Genomic DNA, 21,748 nt, shown 5'->3' on the forward strand with positions numbered 1-21,748 from the left:
CAATAAAGATTTGATCGTATCAATAACATAAAAAATACAAACATCATAATAAATAAAAAACATTCAAAAGGAAGTTCATTAATGAACTTCCTTTTTTAGTAGTATATTTTGTTCCGATTAATAATTTATCAATTAAGTTAGCTCAAAATTAAGAAAACAGTAAAGAACATACTTTTATTTATATTTTATTATGTTTTGAAAAGTGGTCTTTTTATTACTAGTATTTCTGTATTCATGTTGAATATCTGCATTGAACTTAATGGCAGAAGGGGCTCTTAGTTTAAATGTTTCACCAGAAATTATAAGATCTAGCTCACCTTCCGTAACAATTAGATATTCTTGTGATGAGCTTCTATGTGGTTTAGATAATCTATAACCTCCTGGCTCAAGCGTCATTAAAAAGGATTCAAAGCCTGTATTTGGATCAAAAGGGAAAACATTATAAAGTTTCACTTTTCCATCGAGCTCTGAGACTGGAGTGATTTCATTTATATTTATTACTTCAAGTTGAGCGTTTTCATCCTCAAGAAGCTCTGATATTGAAATCTTAAGTCCCGTGGAGATTTTCCACAAAATAGAAATAGTAGGTTTAGACTCTCCACGTTCTATTTGTCCGAGCATGGCTTTACTAACATCTGTTATTTTTGAAGTTTCCTCAAGTGTAAGTCCTTTATCCTGTCTAACCTTTCTCAGGAGAACTCCAATTTTATCTGTAGGGTCTTTCAAATTTCATTCCTCCATTACTTTAATATTATCCATATAGTATTCACAGTCTTTTAAAAAGCTTAAAAATTCTGTAAACTCATTAAAAATTAAATTATTTCGCAATATAAGAAATATTATATTTATGTTAATTTTATTATATCATAAACATTTATCTAAAATAGTGAAAATTAGTAAAAAATAGATTCTAAATTAAAAAAAGGAATTATTTTGAAAATCTATATATTTTTTTCTTACTTTGTAGTAAAATACAGCAGTAAATGAGTATTTTAAATAGATTAAAGGATAAATTAAGACAATGATGTAAAACTATAGGGATACTGTAGTATTTTTGTTTTGAAAAACAACAAATAGATATGTTAATTAAAGGAGGTCAATGAAACAAGCAAGTTTGTTTCACTGTAAAAATGAAGAAATTATTGAGAAATTTGCTAATTATTGGAATAGCAGTTCTAGCATTTTATCTTATACCAATAAGGGAGCTAAATGTTCAAGAGGAGTTTCAAAATCCTAGTATGCCAAATGGATGTGAAATAACAGCTCTAGATATGCTTATGAAGTATAATGGTTTTGATGTTAGTAAAGAATATTTAAACGACAATTATTTAAATAAGACTGGATTTTATAATGCCGATCCAAATACTGGATATATAGGCAATCCATATAGTAAGTCTAAAGGATTTTATTGTTATGCACCACCGATAGTTGAATGTGCGAATAAATACTTTAGAGATAATAATATTTCTAAAGCGGCAAAAGACAAGACTGGAATGTCAGTCTTTGGAGTTTTGAATCAAATAATATTTAGAAAACAGCCTGTAGCAGTGTGGTATACAGTAGATGATAAAAAGCCAGAGTATGGAAAGGCTACATACACTACTCCAAGTGGAGAGAAAAAGCCACTTTATTCTAATCTACATTGTGTAGTGGTAAATGGTGTAGGTAGAGGAATGGTAAGTATACTAGATCCTCAAAAAGGTCAAAGAGCAGTAAATTTCATAGAATTTACCAAATTATATATGCAAATGGGTCAAAGAGCAGTTGTAATATGATATAATTAATTTTGTAAAAATAAATATATCATAATTTATTGATTAAATTAAATAAGGACTCTTGGTGCTTATAATAAAACTGTTTATAAATAATAGAAGAAGATAAAGTTAATAGCAGATATAATATGAAGATGTTTGGGGGAATGAAAAATGAAAAAAGCTATAATACTTGCAGCAGGTAAGGGAACAAGAATGAAATCAACTCATCCAAAGGTTGTTCACAAGGTATGCGGTAAGGAAATGGTGAACCATGTAATAGATGCAGCTCATAGTGCAGGTGTAAATGAAACTATTGTAGTTTTAGGACATGGAATAGACGAAGTGAAGAAGGCTGTAGGAGATGATGTAAAGATAGCAGTTCAGAAAGAACAGCTTGGCACAGCTCATGCAGTAAGAATGGCTGAAGAAAGTGTCAATGAAGATGATACAGTAGTGGTTCTATGTGGGGATACTCCTCTTATAGAAGCAGATACACTAGAAGATTTCTTTGAATATCATGACAAGGGTGAATTTGCAGTAACTGTTTTGACAACATCTGTAGAAGATCCGACTGGCTATGGAAGAATCATAAGGGACTCTAAAGGGAATCTTTTGAAGATAGTAGAGCAAAAAGATGCCAGCGAGGAAGAAAAAGCTGTAAAGGAAATAAATTCAGGGATATACTGTTTCAATGGTAAATTCCTAAAGGAATCACTTGCAAAGGTTGATAATAATAATGCTCAGGGTGAATACTACTTGCCAGATACAATAGAAATAATAAGAAATTCTAATGGTAAAGCAGGAGCTTACATGGGCGCTAGTATAGAAGAGCTTATGGGTGTAAATTCAAGAAATCAGCTTTCAAATGCAGAAAGAATAATGAGAAGAAGAATAAATGAAAAACACATGACAAATGGTGTAACAATTATAGATCCAGAAGCAACTTATATAGATGCAGATGTAGAGATAGGTAATGATACAATTATTTTTCCAGGGTGTATGTTAAGAAAAGGTTCAAAGATAGGAATAGCTTGTGAGATAGGACCTCAAACAAGTATGGAAAACTCTATAGTAGGAGATTATACTAGTGTTAAGAAATCAGAAATGATTGATGCATCAGTAGGAGATCATACTAAGGTAGGTCCATATGCATATCTTAGACCAAAGGCTCAAGTAGGAAATAATTGTAAGGTTGGCGACTTTGTTGAAATGAAAAATGCAAAGTTTGGAGACGGTTCAAAAGCTTCTCACTTATCTTATATAGGAGATGCAGAAGTAGGTAAAAATGTAAATGTAGGTTGTGGAGTTGTATTTGTAAACTATGATGGAAAGAATAAGTTTAAGTCAATAGTAAAGGACAATGCCTTTGTAGGCTCAAACTCAAATCTTGTAGCTCCAGTAGTTGTAGAAGAAGACACATTTATAGCGACAGGCTCTACTATTACAGAGGATATTCCAACAGGATGCTTGGCAATAGCAAGAGAAAGACAAGTCCTAAAAGAAGGTTGGGTAGCAAAGAAAAGAAAAAAAGATGAAGAGGCTGAAAAAAACAAGTAAAAAAGATGTTTTTAAAAGCATAATATAGAATATAAAGGGCAGTAGCTTAATTTAAGTTACTGCTCTTTTCATTAATATGAAAAAGAAAATTATTTTTTAATAAAAAAGTAAAAAAACTATGGATATCTGTTAAAAATTATAGTAGAATATATAGGCAACTCAAATTTTGGAGAAATAATAGTGATAAAAAAATATAGAAAGTATAGTTTATAAATATTAATAAATTAAAAAAATATAAATAAAAACATCAAAAACAGTAAAACAATAATATAAAGTAAAAAATAAATAGAAAATTATTTCATAAGAAAGTTTTTTAAATATTATGCAAATAATTTTGCATAAACACGAATATTGTTAAATAAAAGTTGAAATAATATTGCTTAAAATAATGTATAAAACCTTAAATTGTGATATAATAATACTTGAAGTGTTAAAATTTAACTATAAATATATGTCACATTATTACTTTAGGAGGTTTATTATGAGTTGTTACAATAGCCATAAGATGAAGCTTATTGCTGGTAACGCATCAAAAGAATTAGCTAGTAAAATAGCCAAATGTTTAGGTGTAGAGCTAGTTGACTGTCAGGTTGATACATTCAGTGACGGTGAGATTGCAGTTACAATCAATGAAACTGTTAGAGGATGCGATGTTTTCGTAATTCAGTCTACTAACAGTCCAGTTAACAATAATTTAATGGAATTATTAATACTTATAGATGCTTTAAAGAGAGCTTCTGTAGGTTCAATAGCGGCAGTAATACCATATTACGGTTACGCTAGACAGGATAGAAAGGCAAAGGCAAGAGATCCAATCACAGCTAAGTTGGTTGCTAATCTGATTACAGCAGCAGGTGCGGACAGAGTTCTTACAATGGACTTACACGCTGGTCAGATACAGGGATACTTTGATATACCAGTGGATCACTTACTAGGAGGAAAGATACTAGCTGATTACTTTAGAGGATTAAACCTAGATGATTTAGTAGTAGTTTCTCCAGACCTTGGAAGTGTTACTAGATCAAGAAAGTTTGCTAACAATATAGATAAAGAAGTGCCTATTGCTATAATAGACAAGAGAAGACCTAAGCCAAATGTTAGTGAAGTTATGAATATCATAGGTGAAGTAGAAGGCAAGAACGTTATACTACTTGACGACATGATAGATACAGCAGGAACAATAGTAAATGCAGCATCAGCTCTTAAGAAGTTTGGTGCAAAGGACGTATACGCTTGTTGTACACACGGTGTACTATCTGGTCCAGCAATAGAAAGAATAGAAAATTCTCCAATAAAGGAATTAATCGTTCTTGATACTATTGAATTACCTGAAGAAAAGAAGATAGATAAGATAAAGACTATGACAGTTGCAGAAGTATTCGCTGATGCAATTAATAGAATATATACATGTGATTCAGTAAGTAAACTGTTCTAGTATTACGGTTTATTTTTGAAATATAAAATTCATATCAACAACCAAAAAAGCCCCAAATATTTGGGGCTTTTTTGCTTTTAAATATAAAAATATCTAAAAATTAATATAAAATATATTATTCCTAAAATTACAAAAATATATTAAAATATTTCAATTAAATACTAAAAAAATTTCATAGATTTAATTTTTTCCCCTTAAATTGAGATTTTAAGCCTATAAAAAAGTATACATTTATTATTTTGTATAAAAGTACCAAAAACTAACAAAAGCTTTGAAAATGAATGAATAAATTTTTAAAAAATGTATAAAAAGGTACACATGGCTTGGCTCAGTATTTAAAAAACATTGAAATAGTTTAAAAATGCAATTATAATATATGTATACAAAACTATATAAATACAAGAAAAGGAGATAATATTAATGAGAGTCAGATTAACTATCGATAAAAGGATGTATTTGCTATTAGAAGAAGAAGCTGAAAAGTATAGTATTCCGGTAAATAGATTAATAAATCAGATAATATCATCTTCAGAAGAGCTGGAACCTAGATTTTATAAAATAGAAAAAGATAATAAGGTGAAAGATGTAAAAGTAAATGCTGAAAACAGGGCTATTTGGAATAAACAACTCAGGGTCCATGGAGAGTATTCAAAATCGGAATTAGTAAGGGCGTATATAGCTGCATATCTATTTTTGCCGCTTTTTATAAGAGAGCAGATAATATATAAAAATATTATTGAAGAGATACAGACAGCTATTGATAATAATGAATCAATTGAAATATCACACACAAAAAATGGAATAGAGTATGAAAAAAGAATAATCGACCCATATAAAATAGTAACAACTCAAACTGAAGAAAACAATTATCTTATAGCCTTTTGCCACAAAAGACAGGATATAAGAACGTTCAGAATATCAAGAATATCAAAGATAAAAAATCTACATGAAAAATTTAAAGTAAAAGATGAGTACAAATATATACTCAATAAATCAAAAGAATATTTTGATGGTTTCCTGTCAAATGGAAAGTTTGTAAAGGTAGAGCTTACAGAAAAAGGAATTGGTATGCTCAACATAGTAACACTAAATAGACCCTTGGAAATCTCTAAAAAAAGTATTTATGAAAATCCAGATAAATACCAAGATGTGTCTATAAGTGAAGAAGAATTGGAAAATGATAGAATAAAGGTATTTGAGTGTTCACCATATCAATGTGAAGCATATTTTTTCCAGTATTTAGAAAATGTATTGATTCTAGAACCAGTAAGTGTAAGAGAAAAAATGCATGATAGACTGAAAAAGGGTCTTGAAAAAATAGAAATTTGTAAATAATAATTAAAAAAGTGTTGATATATTTTTTAAATAGCCTATATTCTATAAAATAAAAGTTATTTTATGGAGGTTATTTTGGGAAAAATTATTGATTTCATTGACGATATATCAACTTATGCTTATTCGGATATTCATATAAAGGAAAATGGGAATATAGCGTTAAGAATTTTAGGAGACATATCTTTTAGCAATTGTTTTGTAGAGTTGAAAGATATTGAAGAATTTTTTAAAGAAATTAATTTAGATAGTGTTGATTATTTAAAAAAAGTATCTGAAGTTGACTTTTCATTTTATAGTAGCCAATCAAGATTTAGGGGTAATATCTTTTTTTCTATGGGAAGGCTATCTATTTCTTTAAGAAGGATTGATAATACAATTAAAGGCTTTAGAGAGTTATTGATTCCAATAGCTGTTGAATCTTTATGCAATTTTTCAAGTGGTCTTGTTTTTATTACAGGTCCTACAGGTTCAGGAAAAACGACAAGTTTAGCGGCAATTATAGATTATATAAATGAAAATAGTAAAAGACATATTATTACTATTGAAGATCCTATAGAGTTTGTTTTTAAAAATAAAAACTCAATAATTACTCAGAGAGAAGTCGGTAAGGATACGGCTTCATTTTCTGATGCAATAAAGTCTGCATTAAGACAAGATCCAGATGTTATAGTAATAGGTGAAATAAGGGATAAAGACACAATGATAAATGCAATAAGTGCAGCTCAAACAGGTCATCTTTGTTTCTGTACATTACACACAATTGGTGCAGTTGATACGATTGAAAGAATTATGGGATTTTTTTCAGGGGATGAAAAAGAAAAAATAAGGTTTGAAGTATCGATTGTACTAAAAGCAATATTATCTCAGCAGCTTATAAAGATAGAAGATAGTAGGACTCCTATAGTAGAGTTTATAAAAATAGAAAAATCTATTTCAAATATTATCAAAGAAGGAAAAATAAATCAAATTCAAAATTATATTCAAATAAATAGCTCAAAAGGCTTAGTATCTATGGATTCAGAATTATTGAAAATGTATTATAAAGGATTTATTAATAAGGAAGACATTTTAAGAAAATGTTTGGACAAAGAGTATGTGTTAAAAAATATAGATAAAGGAATATTTAAAACCTAGAGTATAATAAATTTTAATTTAGAATAGAGTTTAAAATTAATTGTTGTTTATTAAAAAATATTATCTAAGGTCGTGAAAATATGTTTAATTTATTATTATGGATATTCCCAAGTGTACTTATAAATAGTTACATAAGTATTTATATTTTAAGAAAAAGATTCTTTAATATTGATCAAAAGAAAATTTTTATTATATTGCTAATTATGTTTATTTCAACATTTTGGACATATACAGCTATGAAGGTGAATTGTGGAAAATATAGGTTATCCTTTGTATTGTCAATAATATTTATTACATCGATGGTGGATATTAGAGAAAAATTAGTATTTGATAGAGATGTTATTTGTGGTATTATAGTAGAGATGGTTGTATCTACAATCATTGAATTTAAAGATATGGGGCCTCTTTTATGGAAGATATTCCAATCAAGGCAATTAAATCTTATAAATGTGATATTTGGCAGTTATATGTGGGTATCTATGCATATAAGCCTAGGAAATTTTTTTAGTTATGGAATTTATTTTAATAGAGATATTTATGAGTCATTTTTGGGAATGACGGTACTTTTTTTGTTTATCTATATTCCTGCAAAAGTGACTAAAGCTATTGGTATGGGAGATGTTCTTTACTTTACATTTCTTGGAATGTTTGCAAATTTTTTTGGATGCATGGTAATTTTTTTCTCATCATTTATGGTATGTTCTTTGTATAGTATGGTTTTAAGAATAATGAATAAAGACTTTGATGACGGTTTGATATCTTTCATTCCGTTTATTTCTATTGGACTTATAATTTTTTGTTGTATAGCTAAATAATCTAATATCTGTAAATGAAAAATAATGTTAATATAAAACAAAATAGATATAATTTTAGGAAAGGTTAAGAAAAAATGTATATAATAATAGGACTAGGAAATCCCGGAAAGAAGTATGAACATACTAGACACAATGCGGGATTTGATGCCATAGATAAGTTGGCAGAAAAATATAATATAAAAATGGATAAGTTAAAGCATAAAGCTTTAATAGGTGAAGGTAGAATAGGGACTGAAAAAGTAGTATTGGTTAAACCTCAAACTTATATGAATTTAAGTGGAGAATCAATTGTGAGCATTTGTCAGTTTTATAAACCTGAATTTGATAAGGTAATAGTAATGTATGACGATATAGATTTAGACGTTGGAAAGCTTAGAATAAGAAAAAAGGGAAGCGCAGGATCTCATAATGGAATGAAGTCTATTATCAAATGTATAGGTACGCAGGAGTTCCCAAGAATTAGAATAGGAGTTTCCAAGCCTCCTGAAGGGTGGGACCTTGCGGATTTTGTTCTATCTAGATTTCCAAAGGAGCAGCAAGGTGACCTAGAAGAAAGTTTTGAAAGAGCAGTTCTTACTGTAGAAGAAATAATAGATTCAGGAATTGAATCTGCAATGAATAAGTATAATGGTTAAGGTATGGTGTTGATAAAATGGAAGATGTGTTAGTAAGTCCTCTGAAAAACAGTCCAGAATACAACGGTATACTAGATGCTATTTCAGAGAGAGATGGAAATATTCAAGTAAATGGTCTTGTTCCAGGAAGTAAAGTAAATATTGCATATTCTATTTATAAAGATACTTCTAAGCAGATGCTTTATGTTGCAAAGACAGAATATGAGGCGAAAAAAGTCTACGAGGAACTGAATGTTTATATGAAAAATAAGGTTGAGTTTCTAGGAACTAATGAAATACTGTTCTATAGTTTAGATGCAAGAGATAGAAAAGTAGATGCTAGAAGACTGAAGACTTATTTTAGGCTGTTTAAAAAAGAGAAGATAATAGTTGTAACTTCTATGGATGCACTTGCCAAAAAGTATGTTCCAAAGAGTATAATTATGGACAATGTCTTTGATTTGAAAATAGGTCAAGTTATGGATATTGAAGAGCTTTCAAATAAATTAGTTCATCTAGGGTATCAGAGGGTGAGTAAGGTTGAAGGTTTTGGTCAGTTCAGTATAAGAGGTGGGATAGTAGATATATTTACACTTTTATATGACTACCCTATAAGACTTGAATTTTTTGATGATGAGGTTGATTCAATTAGGCAGTTTGATATTTACACTCAGAAATCTATAGATAAAATGAAGAAGGTTACAGTTACTCCTTCAAGAGAATTTATATTCCCTAAAGATGTTTCGAAGGGTGTAGAAAATATAAGAAAAGAAGTTGTAGATTCTACAGATGATGATGTACTTAGAAACATTGAAAAAATTGAAAATAAAGAGTATTTTGATGGACTTGAAAACTATGTTGAGTATCTATTTGAGGATAAAACAGAAAGTTTAGTTCAGTATTTGAATAAAGATGCAATTGTAATTGTAGATGATGTAGCTCATTGCAAGGAAAGATATAGAAATCTAATGTCTGAGTTTAAAGATAACTATACCTTAAATCTTGAAAGAGGTCTTGCTTTAAAAACTCAGGGACAACTTCTTTTTAGTCTCCATGATATTATATATAAATTGGAAAAAAGAGTAGGTATATTCAATTCACTGTTATCTAAGTCAATTAGTGATATAAATGTAAAGCATACATTTACCATGGATAGCAGGGAAATTCCAGGATATAATGGAAGACTTGAAATTTTTGTTGAAGAAGTAAAGAGATTAAGACATTCAGGATATAAAATATTGGTGGCAACAGCTACGTCAGAAAGAGCTAAAAAAGTTCATACTTTGCTTTCTGAAAATGGAATAGACAGTATATACACTACAAAGAGAGACCTTGAAATAAAGACTTCTCAGATTGTAGTTTTGGGAGCAAATATAAGTGTAGGATTCCAATATCCGAAAATTAAATTCCAAGTAATTACCGATAAGGAAATGGTCGGTGCAAATAAGGCTGGAGTAAAGAAGAAGAAAAAGAAAAAGCAGAAAAATGCTGCTAAGATAGATTCTTTCCTTGAGTTGAAGGTAGGCGACTACGTTGTACACGAAAATAGCGGTATAGGTAAGTACACAGGAATTAATCAAGTAAGTGTAGGTGGAATAAAAAAGGACTACCTAAAGATTGTCTATCAAGGAGGAGATAGCCTTTATGTTCCAATAGACCAGATGGATAAGGTCCAGAAGTATATTGGTGGAGATGTAGAAAAGGTAAAGCTTAACAAACTTGGTGGAAATGAATGGATTAAGGCAAAGAGAAAAGTAAAAAAAGAAATAGATGATATGACCAAAGAACTTATCGATCTATATGCCAAGAGAGAAAGTAGAAAAGGATATAAGTATTCTAAAGATACTCCATGGCAAAAAGAATTTGAGGATAAGTTCCCATTCCAAGAAACCGATGATCAGTTGAAGGCTATTAAGGAAACAAAAAAAGACATGGAATCTTCAAAGGTCATGGATAGACTGGTATGCGGTGATGTTGGTTATGGAAAGACAGAAGTAGCTATAAGAGCTGTTTTTAAGGCAGTAACAGATGGAAAGCAAGTAGCAGTACTTGTTCCGACGACTATACTTGCTCAGCAGCATTTTAATACATTTACAGAAAGATTTGAAGGCTATCCAATTAGGGTAGAGGTTCTAAGTAGATTTAGAACGGCTAAACAACAGAAAGAAATAATAGAAGATGCCAAGAAGGGTCTTGTAGATGTTCTTATAGGTACTCATAGAATAGTATCAAAAGATATAGATATGCCTAGACTAGGCTTAGTTGTAGTAGATGAAGAACAAAGATTTGGAGTCAAACATAAAGAGTCTTTAAAGAAGATAAAGGCAAATGTAGATGTTCTGACTTTATCTGCTACGCCTATACCGAGAACTCTGCATATGTCTCTAAGTGGAATTAGAGATATGAGTATTATAGAAGAACCACCACAGGAAAGATATCCTGTTATGACCTATGTAATAGAAGCAAGGGATAGTGTAATTCAAGATGAAATTCACAGAGAACTTGCAAGAGGTGGTCAGGTATTCTTTGTTTATAATAGAGTAGAGGGAATAGCAGAAATGGCAGCTAGAATAAAGCGTCTAGTTCCAGATGCAAGAATAGGTGTAGCACATGGAAGGATGTCGGCAAAGGAATTGGAAAATACAGTCTTATCCTTCCTTTCAAAAGAATTTGATGTCCTTGTTTGTACTACAATTATAGAAACAGGTATAGATATTGCAAATGCCAATACAATGATAATATACGATGCAGATAAAATGGGTCTTGCCCAGCTTTATCAGCTAAGAGGTCGTGTAGGAAGAAGCTCACGACAGGGGTATGCCTATCTTATGTATGAAAAAAATAAAGTTTTAAGTGAAGTAGCAGAAAAAAGATTAAAATCGATAAAAGAATTCACAGAGTTTGGTTCAGGTTTTAAGATTGCCATGAGGGACCTTGAAATTAGAGGTGCTGGTGATGTTTTAGGAGCTCAGCAACATGGACATATGGCAGTAATCGGTTATGAGCTTTATGTAAAAATGTTAAATGAAGCGATTTCTAAAATAAAGGGCGAAGAAATAGTTGAAGATATAGATGTAGAAATTAATTTAAATGTAAGTGCATATATACCTTCAGATTATATACAGGATGAAGTTACAAAACTTGAAATGTATAAGAAAATTGCTACAATAGATAGTAAGGAGGACATGTATGAGATTCAGGAAGAACTGGAGGATAGATTCTCAGATATTCCAAAAGAAACTCAGACATTACTTAACATAGCTTACATTAAGTCTCTATGTAAGAGGTTAAAAATAGATAAAGTTAAACAATCAGGCCAGATTATAGATTTGGAACCTTTGACGAAATATGAAACAAAGGAAGTCAATGGACATGAAATCGTAATGGAACTTGAAGATATGCTTGAGGGTATATATAAGAGACAAAAAGCCAAAAAACAAAATTAGGAGGACAGGATTTTGAAGAAACTATTAGCTATTTTAGCGGCTTGTGTTATCGGACTTACAACAGTAGCCTGTGTAGGAGATGCAACATTAGCCAAAGTAAATGGAAAGCCTATAAAGGCTAAGCAGTATGAAGAGGAATTAAGATTTACAAAGTGGATATATGAATTACAGTATGGAGATTCAGTTTGGGAAATGATGAAGGCTCAGGATCCTAAATATCAAGAAACTATAAAGAATCAAGTTCTTGACAAGATGATACAGGAACAGACATTCTTAGAGTATGCAGAAAAGAATGATATAAAGCCTAGTGAAAAAGAATTAAAAGAATTTAAAGAACAGAATAAGAAGATATTAGAAGATGCAAAGACTAAGGAAAGCCTAAAGAAGGCTGGTATAAATGAAGAGTTTTTAGATAAGTTAGCTGAAAAGTCTGCAACAATGGCTGGAGTTCAGAAGTTTATAGAAAAGAAGTCAACTCCTAGCGAAAAGCAGTTAAAAGAATACTTTGATAAGCATAATGAAAAGTTAGATGCTTCTCATATATTATTAGCTACAACTGATCCAAATACTGGAAAGCCAATGGATGAAAAGCAAAAGGCTGAAGTTAAGAAGAAGGCTGACGAAATATACAAAAAGGCAAAAGACGGAGAAGATTTTGCTAAGTTAGCTAAGGAATATTCTCAGGACCCAGGATCTAAAGAAGCTGGTGGTTCATTAGGTCAGTTCCCTAGAGGAGCTATGGTTCCAGAGTTTGAAAAGGTAGCATTCTCTCTAAAGGACGGAGAAATATCTCAGCCAGTAGAGACTCAGTTTGGATACCACATTATCAAATTGAATAAGAGAATAAAGCTTAACTATAATGATGTTAAGAATACAATGAAGCAGGAACTTACTCAGCAGAATATGCAGGAACTACTAACAAAGATTCAAAAAGATGCTAAGGTAGAAAAATTTGAAGATAAGTTAAAGGATATTAAGTTCGGCCCTGTAGAAACAGAAAAGAAGAAAGACGACAAGAAAACAGACGAAAAGAAATCAGACGAAAAGAAATCAGATGAAAAGAAGACAGATGACAAGAAGGCTGACGAAAAGAAGACTGAAGAAAAAAAGTAAAATAGTAAATATAGAAACGACCACGCTTAAAAATGCGTGGTCGTTTTTTTGTTAAAATTAAAGATGAAAAATAAGAACTTTAAAATAATTTTTTTTCTTGTAGGTATAAAGTCTAAATTAAAAAGTAAATAGAAGTTTCATATAAGTTAAAACTTTGTGAAAAAGTAAATAGATTTTTTCTTTTATAAAATAATAAATCTATTTAAATAACATATATTAGCTAGTTGATTTCTTGACAGTTGTTTGAATTGATAATATGATTAAGATAGAAGAAAATCAATGTTTTATCAAAAAGACGCAGGATAGTGTTTTCATCACAATATTTCAATTAATAAAATTAACTTACAAATAAATAAATATGAAAAAATATTTGATCTGTTTTATGTTTAAAAGCTGTTTAATATGTGTATAACTAATAATGAAAACGTCAAAGCCAATAGTACGTAAATATTTAAGTTTGTGCTAAATTTGACAAAATATATTTCAAGAAAGGAAAGTGTTATTATGCCTGATGTATTAAGTCTTGCAAGATTCCAGTTTGCTATGACTACAGTATTTCACTTTTTCTTTGTACCGTTATCAATAGGTCTAGGTGTCTGTGTTTCAGTTATGGAAACAAGATATTGTATGACTGGAGATGTAAGGTATAAGCAGTTGACGAAATTCTGGGGCAAAATGCTGATACTAAGCTTTGCAGTGGGAGTAGTTACAGGAATTATTCAAGAGTTCCAGTTCGGTATGAATTGGTCAGATTATTCACGATTTGTAGGAGATATATTTGGAGCACCTCTAGCAATAGAAGCTCTTTTATCATTCTTCCTAGAATCAACATTCCTTGGGGTATGGATGTTCTCTTGGGAAAAAGTATCAAAAAAGACACACTGTCTTTTTATATGGCTAGTAACGATAGGGTCAACTCTATCAGCGCTATGGATACTTACAGCAAATAGCTTTATGCAACATCCGGAAGGTTTTGAAATAATAAATGGAAGAGCTCAAATGGTTGATTTTGGAGCAGTAATTTCAAATCCACAAGTGTGGTATGAATTTGGACATGTAATATTTGCCGCACTTACACTAGCAGCATTCTTTATAATGGGTAGCTCAGCTATTAATATTATAAAGAAGAAAGAAGTAGATTTTTACAAGAAATCTATGAAAACAGTAGCAATTATAGCAATTATAGGAGCAATGGGGACAGCTGGAGTAGGCGATTTACAGGCGAGAGCACTTGTAAAAGATCAGCCACTTAAGTTTGCAGCTATGGAAGGTATTTACAAAGATACTCCAGATCCGGCACCTTGGGCAGTTTTATCAAATATCAATACGGAAAAAAGAGAATCAGAGCCTATAATAGAAGTTCCTTATTTATTAAGTATACTTTCATATCATAAGCTTTCAGGATCTGTTAGAGGTATGGATTCAGTTACTAAGGAATTCCAGTCAAAATATGGTGATCTAGATTATAATCTTCCCGTAAAGACAATGTTTTATAGTTTCAGAGTAATGGCTGGATTTGGTGGAATATTCGTTTTAATGTCAATAATAGCTTTAATAGGAATTAAGAAAAATAAAATTGAAAATTGGAAGGTATTTTTAAAATTAATGGGAATATGTACTTTCTTGCCTTGGTTTGCAACATCAACAGGCTGGCTAATTACTGAGCTTGGTAGATATCCTTGGACAGTTTATGGATTATTTACAATAGCTGATTCAGTATCTCCAAATGTTACAGCAGGGCAACTACTATTTACCAATATAGTTTACTTCGGTCTATTTACAATATTAGGTGGAGTAATGGTATATCTAATGGTAAGACAATTTAAGAAGGGTCCTTTTGCAGATGAAAATAACTTGACTGCAGAAAATGTAGATCCATTTGGATATAAGGGGGTGTAGAACATGAGTTTTTGGCAGATACTTTGGTTTATATTAATCGGTGTTCTATTCTCAGGGTTCTTCTTCCTTGAAGGTTTCGACTATGGTGTAGGTATTCTTCATCTTTTCCTTGGAAAAAACAAGGAAGAAAGAGACCAGATAATGATGACAATAGAGCCTGTGTGGGATGGTAATGAAGTTTGGCTTATAACAGCAGGTGGAGCTATATTTGCTTCATTCCCATATTGGTATGCAGCACTTTTTAGCGGATTTTATATTCCACTTTTTATAGTGCTTGCAGGTTTAATTTTAAGAGGTGTGTGCTTTGCATTTAGACACTTCTCAGAAACAGATAAGGCAAAGGAAATTTGGGATAAGGTATTTGGGATATCAAATATTATTCCTCCATTTGTTTTAGGTATGATATTTACAGCAATGGTATCTGGTATGCCTATGGATGCCAAAGGAAATATATATGCTAGCTTTGGAGACTATGTAACACCATTTTCACTTGTTGGTGGTGTAGCAGTTCTTCTACTATGTCTACTTCACGGTCTTAATTATATAGCTTTAAAGACTACAGGGGACATAAGAGAGAGAGCTCATAAGTGGGCAAAAAAACTTTATATAGTATTATTTGCAGGTGAAGTATTATTTGCTATTTTACTATATTTATATACTGATTTCTTTATAGTTCATCCAGTATCCACAGTAGTGTTACTAGTTGCTATTATAGCTTTATCAGTATTTGCTACAAAGTCAGTTCACTCAAGACACGAAGGAAGAGCTTTTATAGCCAGTGGTCTTACTTTGATAGCGGTAGTAGCATTATTATTTACAGGTTTGTTCCCAAGAGTAATGGTAAGTTCAATAGATCCAAATTACTCATTACTTATAGCTAATGCCTCAAGTTCTGAATATACGCTAAAGACTATGACAATAGTAACTATATGCGTATTGCCAATAGTACTTGCATATCAGGCGTGGGCTTACAACTTCTTTAAAGGAAGAGTTCATAAGAAGGGTAAGGAACTAGAAAAATAATGATTGATAAGCAGATTTTAAAAATCAAAGGTATGAAATCATTGATGGGAAAGCTTGTGGGAATTTCATTCCTACAAGCTTTATTTATACTATTCCAAGGTGTATTTCTTTCAAAAACAATTACAAATCTTTTTCATGGGGAAAGTCTTTCAAAGCAGATAATATATATTATATTATTTGCAGTTTGTTTTGTATTAAGACATTTTTCTCATATTATAAGCGAGGCTTCGGCAAGTAAATTCTCAGCTTCTGTGGGAGAAGATTTAAGAAAAAGATTAATGAGAAAAATATATAGATTAGGTCCATGTCTAGTGCAAAAAGAGGGAACAGCCACTTTGACAGTTGCGGCTATGGAAGGTATATCCAATATTGAAAACTATATCTCAATAATAAGTATCAAGATAGTCGAGATGATGATACTACCTGTAATATTAATTATCTCAATTTTTTATTATGATTTAACAAGTGGAATAATACTTGTGCTTGTATTTCCAATAGTAATAGTTTTTATGGCATTATTTGGAAATGCGGCAAAGGCAAAGGCAGATAAGCAGTTTAGTGGATACAAGCTTCTTTCAAATCATTTTTTAGATTCACTTCAGGGACTTGAAACTCTAAAAATAATAGGAAAGAGTGAAAAACATTCTCAGAATGTATTTTATGTAAGTGAAGATTATAGAAAAGCTACTATGAGCACACTTAAAATAGCTATACTGTCAACATTTGCTTTGGACTTTTTCACAACTCTTTCTATTGCAATAGTTGCTGTATTTTTGGGTCTAAGGCTTTTAAATGGTCAAATGCTACTTTATCCAGCGATGACAGTATTAATACTTGCACCTGAGTTTTTCTTCCCACTAAGACAGTTTGCAGAGGACTATCATGCAACTTTAGATGGTAAAAATGCCATGAAAGATTTATATAGAATAGAGAATATGACCGATTTAAAGATGGAAAATAAACTAAAAATTGGTGAATTTAAAGTTACAAATGATATAGAGTTAGAAATAAAAAATTTAAGTTACAAATATGAAGATAATGAAAAATATGCCATAAAAAATATAAATTATAGACATAAAGGCTTTGCAAAAATAGGTATTATAGGATATAGCGGTTCTGGAAAGTCTACACTTTTAAATATAATCGGAGGATTTTTACAGGCTGAATCGGGAACCAAGATAAGAGTAAACAATGTTGAAATGGAACATTTTACTCAAGAAGGTTGGCAGAATGAAATAATATACATACCTCAAAATCCATATATATTTTCAGGAACTATTTTGGATAATATGAGATTTTATTCACCAAATGCGACTTTAGAAGAGCTAATAGAAGTTTCTAAAAAGGTTGGTTTGTATGAACTTATTGATAGTATGGAAGATAAATTTAATACAAAAATAGGTGAAGGTGGAAGAAATATTTCTGGAGGACAGGCTCAAAGAATAGCTATAGCAAGAGCATTTTTGAGTCCAGATAGAAAAATTCTTTTATTAGATGAACCGACAGCACATCTTGACATAGAAACAGAAGTCGAGCTTAAAAAATATATTTTAGAACTTGCTGAAAATAGATTGATGTTTTTCTCAACTCATAGACTTCATTGGATGAAAGATATGGACGATATACTTGTTATTTCAAATGGAGAGCTAATTCAAAGTGGAAGTTATGATGAAATAAATAATGAGGATGGAGAATTTATAAGACTTGCTAAGAGAATGAGAGGTGATAATGTTGAATAGGATACATTCTATTAAAAGCACAATTAAAAAAGATACGTGGGTAAAATCTTTTTTAAAAGACAATAAACCTCTACTAATACTTGTTATAATATTAGGATTTATGACAGCCCTTAGTGCATCTGCCTTGATGTTTACTTCTGGTTATCTTATTAGCAAGGCTTCTACTAGACCATATAATATATTGCTTATCTATGTTCCTATAGTTTTGACGAGAGCTTTTGGTATTTCTAGACCTGCATTTAGATATGCACAGAGGCTTACATCTCATAATTGGGTATTGAAAATGACTTCAAAGTTAAGATTAAGGCTATATAATACAATAGAAAAATCAGGAATCTTTTATAAAGAAAAATTTCAAACGGGTAATTTACTATCTGTTCTTACTGAAGATGTAGGACATATACAGAATATGTACCTAAGAACAATATTTCCTAGCTTGGTGGCTTTATTGGCGTATATATTTATAATTATAGCCACAGGGATTATAAGTTTGCCCCTAGGTATAGCAATGTTTATATTGTTTTCTATTTTATTATTTATAGGACCTATTATTTCTATTACAATAAATGGAGATCGTATAGTTAATAAGAAAAAAGAAAGAACAAAGCTTTATGAAAAGATTACAGATAATGTACTGGGTGTAGGAGATTGGAATGTAAGTGGTCAGAAAGAAAGATTCTTTGAAAATATAGAAAAAGAGGAAAAAAATCTTGCTCAATTAGAAAAAGAGTTAAGATCTTACGGAAGAAAAAGAAATCTTACTCTTCAAGTGATTTTTGTATTTGTTGCAATAGCAATGCTGATATTTACAGGAATATATTTTAAGAATTTCTCTAATAAGAATTGGATAGCAGCTTTTGTTTTATGTGTTTTTCCATTGGCAGATACATTTATTCCTTTATCTGATGGAATGGAGGAAATGGCGTCACATGAAAAGTCTATCAAAAATATAAACAGTTTAAGTGATATGGTAGAAAATAGGGTATATAAGACAGTAGAGTATAGTATAGAAGATGCAAAAACAGCCATATCAGTAAAAAAGCTAACTTTTTCATATAATCAGGGCTTGGAAACTAGAAAGATTTTAGACGATATATCTTTTGATATAGCTAAAAAGCAAAAAATATGTATACTTGGTAAAAGTGGTGCAGGAAAGTCAACTCTTATGAAAATACTAAGAGGCGATTTATATGATTACAATGGTGAAGTTAAAATTTTTGATAAGGATATGAAGAATGTGGATTTGGGAAAAGAGAAGATAGTAGGAGTTCTTAATCAAAGTCCGTGGATCTTCAACACAACAATTTTCAACAATCTTAGGTTAGGTGACGACAAATTGACATATTCTAAGGCCAGTGAGATAATTAAAATGGTAGGCTTGGAAGGAAAGGTCAATTCTTTGGAAAAGGGAATGGACACCATAATAGATGAAGGTGGAAAGAATCTTTCAGGTGGAGAAAAGCAGAGGATGGCACTTGCTAGAATACTTGCAATGGATACTCCTATAATTCTTCTAGATGAACCTACTGTTGGACTTGATCCAGTCACAGAACACGAGCTTCTTGACACAATATTCAAAGTGTTTAAAGATAAAACCATTGTATGGGTAACTCACCATCTTCAAGATATAGAGAAGATGGATAGGGTACTTTACTTAAAAGACGGTAAGTTTATAATGGATGATGCTCCGAGCACTCTTATTAAAGAAAATGAATTCTTCAAAATGTTATACAATATAGATAAGGGATTATAATTAAAAAGTAAAGAAGTAACAAATATAATTGTTTTAAAAATATATTTGTTAAAGATATATTAAAAAATAATTAATGAAAAAATACTTTAATTTAATGTTTTAAAGCAAGTTATTATTACCAAGGGCTATATAAAGAAGTATGGTCTTTGGTGGGCTTGCTCTATATAATAACAGGAGAAGTGAGGAGGACAATTTGTTAGAAGGAAATAGAATGGAAATAAATACTATGTGGAATGAATTTCCAGAAATAAAAGAAGAGCTAAAAAGATGTAAAAAGTTCATGATAGAGTCTATAAATATACCTAATAAAGCTGTTAGAGAAGAAGTTCTCAAACTTATAAATGTAGATGCAAAGTTTATAAGACCAGCTTTGATGATTACAATAGGAAAGATGTATGCTGGTGGTGGAGATTTAGATGATGATTTTATTAAAATTGCAGCTACACTTGAACTTTTGCATATGGCAACTCTTATACACGATGACATAGTTGATGATTCACCTAAGAGAAGAGGGGTTGAGTCACTTCAAAGTAAAATGGGTAAAGATGTTGCAGTATATGCAGGTGATTATATGTTATCATCAGTATTTTCAAATGTAATTGAACATGCTAAAACAATGGAGAATATAAAAAAGATTACAAGAACTGTAAACACTATACTTTCTGGAGAGTTGATTCAAATGGAGCATAGAAATAGTTTTTCAATAGAGGAGGACGATTATTACAAGATAATAAGAGGAAAAACAGCTGTTATGATAGCACTTTCTTGTTATGAAGGTGCATATATGTCAGGCAATAAAGAAGATGCAGAAGTTGCCTGGGAATTTGGAGAATATGTAGGTATGGCATTTCAACTTAGAGATGATATATTAGATGTTACAGCAGAAGCAAGAGAATCTAAAAAGCCTGTAAATCAAGACTTTAAAGAGGGGAATTTCACACTGCCAGTAATAGAAGCAATGAAAGAGTATAGTGATGATTTAAAAAGAATTAAGAAAGAAAATATATATAGCGAAGAAGCAAATAAAAAAGTGAGAGACATACTTGAAAAATCAGGTGCAATATCTTACTCTCAGGATATTTCAAGAGAATATAGTGAGAAAGCAATAAAAATATTAAATGATTTCGAAAATGGATTGTTTAAAAAATATCTTAACCAACTTGTGTGTAAATTGCTTAATAGAAGTAACTAGGGGTATATATTATGATATATAAGAAGATAAAGATTTATGCGGAATTAGTCGAAATGAAAGCAAAACTGGCTAGTCTTTTGCCATTTCTTCTTGGTGTATTGTATTCTATATATAACATGCATCAAGTTAGAACTGCAGACTCAATAATATTAATAGTGGCTATGCTGCTCTTTAATATGTCAGTTGATATGCTTGACAACTATTGCGACTATAAAAATGCCAGCTTAGAGCATGATTACAGAGATAAAACAAATATAATCGGAAGAGAGGATTTGAGTTTAAAAGGTATTCTCACAGCAATTATAATTTTTATTTCTATATCTGCAATACTTGGCTTATATCTTGTCAATAAAACAGGATATATGCTTTTAATATTGGGGATATATTCATTTTGTGTAGGAATATTTTACTCAGCAGGACCAATTCCAATATCTTCACTTCCATTAGGCGAATTCTTCTCAGGTACTACTATGGGATTTGTTATAATTTTAATAACTGTGGGAGTAAATATAGGAGGATTCAGCAATCTCAATTATGCAGAACTTGTAGATATATTCGTATTTTCTGTGCCGAGTATATTTGCAATATCAGCACTTATGCTTACAAATAATCTATGTGATATAGCAGAAGACAGAATCAATGGAAGAAAAACACTAGCTTGCGTAATAGGTCAAGAAAATTCAATAAAGCTTTTGTACATATTCTACGGAATATGTCTTTTCGGTGTAATAGTAAACGTTATATTAAGGCTGGCGCCTATTACATACTTAATAGTATTGGCAGCTACAGGAAAAATCTTTAAGAATGCGAAAAAAATAGAAGATTTACCTATAAAGGAAAAATCATTTAGATTTGCTGTTGCCAATTTAGGAATGATTCTAGTTTTTCAGTTTGCAGGATTTTTTATAGGATTATTTTTATAAATACACATTAGAATTA

General features: G+C 30.8%; 16 protein-coding genes. 15 read left to right on the forward strand and 1 reads right to left on the reverse strand.

Going from position 1 to position 21,748, the window contains the following annotated elements:
- Nucleotides 1–174 precede the first annotated feature (174 nt).
- Nucleotides 175–726, reverse strand: coding sequence for a helix-turn-helix domain-containing protein (locus BMY82_RS02565; protein ID WP_091974351.1), 552 nt, complete (start codon nucleotides 724–726; stop codon nucleotides 175–177).
- Between the two features lie 404 nt (nucleotides 727–1,130).
- Here BMY82_RS02565 and BMY82_RS02570 point away from each other — a divergent pair, with 404 nt between their 5' ends.
- The 15 genes from BMY82_RS02570 (at nucleotide 1,131) to BMY82_RS02640 (ending at nucleotide 21,732) form a co-directional block, all read left to right on the forward strand.
- Nucleotides 1,131–1,775, forward strand: coding sequence for a C39 family peptidase (locus BMY82_RS02570; protein ID WP_091974353.1), 645 nt, complete (start codon nucleotides 1,131–1,133; stop codon nucleotides 1,773–1,775).
- 150 nt (nucleotides 1,776–1,925) lie between these two features.
- Nucleotides 1,926–3,311, forward strand: coding sequence for a bifunctional UDP-N-acetylglucosamine diphosphorylase/glucosamine-1-phosphate N-acetyltransferase GlmU (glmU, locus tag BMY82_RS02575; protein ID WP_091974356.1), 1,386 nt, complete (start codon nucleotides 1,926–1,928; stop codon nucleotides 3,309–3,311).
- Nucleotides 3,312–3,792: 481 nt separating this feature from the next.
- Nucleotides 3,793–4,746 (forward strand): ribose-phosphate diphosphokinase, encoded by a 954-nt coding sequence (locus BMY82_RS02580; protein ID WP_091974359.1) that lies wholly within the window; start codon nucleotides 3,793–3,795, stop codon nucleotides 4,744–4,746.
- Nucleotides 4,747–5,166: 420 nt separating this feature from the next.
- Entirely contained in the window at nucleotides 5,167–6,081 is a 915-nt protein-coding gene (locus BMY82_RS02585; protein ID WP_091974362.1) for a helix-turn-helix transcriptional regulator, read from the forward strand.
- Between the two features lie 75 nt (nucleotides 6,082–6,156).
- The gene (locus tag BMY82_RS02590) at nucleotides 6,157–7,215 is read left to right on the forward strand and encodes a type IV pilus twitching motility protein PilT (protein WP_180366707.1); all 1,059 of its coding nucleotides are present in this window, start codon (nucleotides 6,157–6,159) and stop codon (nucleotides 7,213–7,215) included.
- Between the two features lie 80 nt (nucleotides 7,216–7,295).
- Nucleotides 7,296–8,030 (forward strand): hypothetical protein, encoded by a 735-nt coding sequence (locus BMY82_RS02595; protein WP_091974365.1) that lies wholly within the window; start codon nucleotides 7,296–7,298, stop codon nucleotides 8,028–8,030.
- 74 nt (nucleotides 8,031–8,104) lie between these two features.
- Nucleotides 8,105–8,665, forward strand: a complete 561-nt coding sequence (gene pth, locus BMY82_RS02600; protein ID WP_091974367.1) for an aminoacyl-tRNA hydrolase — start codon at nucleotides 8,105–8,107, stop codon at nucleotides 8,663–8,665.
- Between the two features lie 17 nt (nucleotides 8,666–8,682).
- The gene (gene mfd / locus BMY82_RS02605) at nucleotides 8,683–12,090 is read left to right on the forward strand and encodes a transcription-repair coupling factor (RefSeq protein WP_091974369.1); all 3,408 of its coding nucleotides are present in this window, start codon (nucleotides 8,683–8,685) and stop codon (nucleotides 12,088–12,090) included.
- Nucleotides 12,091–12,102: 12 nt separating this feature from the next.
- Nucleotides 12,103–13,203 carry a peptidylprolyl isomerase gene (locus tag BMY82_RS02610; RefSeq protein ID WP_091974371.1) on the forward strand — a complete coding sequence of 367 codons (1,101 nt, stop codon included), beginning with the start codon at nucleotides 12,103–12,105 and terminating at the stop codon, nucleotides 13,201–13,203.
- Nucleotides 13,204–13,662: 459 nt separating this feature from the next.
- Nucleotides 13,663–15,102 (forward strand): cytochrome ubiquinol oxidase subunit I, encoded by a 1,440-nt coding sequence (locus BMY82_RS02615; protein ID WP_242938894.1) that lies wholly within the window; start codon nucleotides 13,663–13,665, stop codon nucleotides 15,100–15,102.
- A gap of 3 nt (nucleotides 15,103–15,105) precedes the next feature.
- The gene (gene cydB, locus BMY82_RS02620) at nucleotides 15,106–16,125 is read left to right on the forward strand and encodes a cytochrome d ubiquinol oxidase subunit II (RefSeq protein WP_091974375.1); all 1,020 of its coding nucleotides are present in this window, start codon (nucleotides 15,106–15,108) and stop codon (nucleotides 16,123–16,125) included.
- The gene (gene cydD, locus BMY82_RS02625; protein ID WP_091974377.1) at nucleotides 16,125–17,864 is read left to right on the forward strand and encodes a thiol reductant ABC exporter subunit CydD; all 1,740 of its coding nucleotides are present in this window, start codon (nucleotides 16,125–16,127) and stop codon (nucleotides 17,862–17,864) included. Before cydB ends, cydD begins: the two co-directional genes overlap by 1 nt.
- Entirely contained in the window at nucleotides 17,854–19,617 is a 1,764-nt protein-coding gene (gene cydC / locus BMY82_RS02630) for a thiol reductant ABC exporter subunit CydC (RefSeq protein ID WP_091974379.1), read from the forward strand. The genes cydD and cydC overlap by 11 nt, the downstream gene beginning before the upstream one ends.
- A gap of 193 nt (nucleotides 19,618–19,810) precedes the next feature.
- Nucleotides 19,811–20,809, forward strand: coding sequence for a polyprenyl synthetase family protein (locus tag BMY82_RS02635; RefSeq protein WP_180366708.1), 999 nt, complete (start codon nucleotides 19,811–19,813; stop codon nucleotides 20,807–20,809).
- Between the two features lie 11 nt (nucleotides 20,810–20,820).
- On the forward strand, nucleotides 20,821–21,732 hold the full coding sequence (locus BMY82_RS02640) for a 1,4-dihydroxy-2-naphthoate polyprenyltransferase (protein ID WP_091974383.1): 912 nt from the start codon (nucleotides 20,821–20,823) through the stop codon (nucleotides 21,730–21,732).
- Nucleotides 21,733–21,748 lie beyond the last annotated feature (16 nt).

It is taken from the genome of Peptostreptococcus russellii (genome assembly GCF_900110295.1).
GTDB classification, from domain to species: Bacteria; Bacillota; Clostridia; order Peptostreptococcales; family Peptostreptococcaceae; genus Peptostreptococcus; species Peptostreptococcus russellii_A.

Coding starts and splice junctions, on each gene's coding strand:
- BMY82_RS02570 (WP_091974353.1), top strand. CDS start 1,131: ATGAAGAAATTATTGAGAAATTTGCTAATTATTGGAATAGCAGTTCTA.
- glmU (WP_091974356.1), top strand. CDS start 1,926: ATGAAAAAAGCTATAATACTTGCAGCAGGTAAGGGAACAAGAATGAAA.
- BMY82_RS02580 (WP_091974359.1), top strand. CDS start 3,793: ATGAGTTGTTACAATAGCCATAAGATGAAGCTTATTGCTGGTAACGCA.
- BMY82_RS02585 (WP_091974362.1), top strand. CDS start 5,167: ATGAGAGTCAGATTAACTATCGATAAAAGGATGTATTTGCTATTAGAA.
- BMY82_RS02595 (WP_091974365.1), top strand. CDS start 7,296: ATGTTTAATTTATTATTATGGATATTCCCAAGTGTACTTATAAATAGT.
- pth (WP_091974367.1), top strand. CDS start 8,105: ATGTATATAATAATAGGACTAGGAAATCCCGGAAAGAAGTATGAACAT.
- mfd (WP_091974369.1), top strand. CDS start 8,683: ATGGAAGATGTGTTAGTAAGTCCTCTGAAAAACAGTCCAGAATACAAC.
- cydB (WP_091974375.1), top strand. CDS start 15,106: ATGAGTTTTTGGCAGATACTTTGGTTTATATTAATCGGTGTTCTATTC.
- cydD (WP_091974377.1), top strand. CDS start 16,125: ATGATTGATAAGCAGATTTTAAAAATCAAAGGTATGAAATCATTGATG.
- cydC (WP_091974379.1), top strand. CDS start 17,854: ATGTTGAATAGGATACATTCTATTAAAAGCACAATTAAAAAAGATACG.
- BMY82_RS02640 (WP_091974383.1), top strand. CDS start 20,821: ATGATATATAAGAAGATAAAGATTTATGCGGAATTAGTCGAAATGAAA.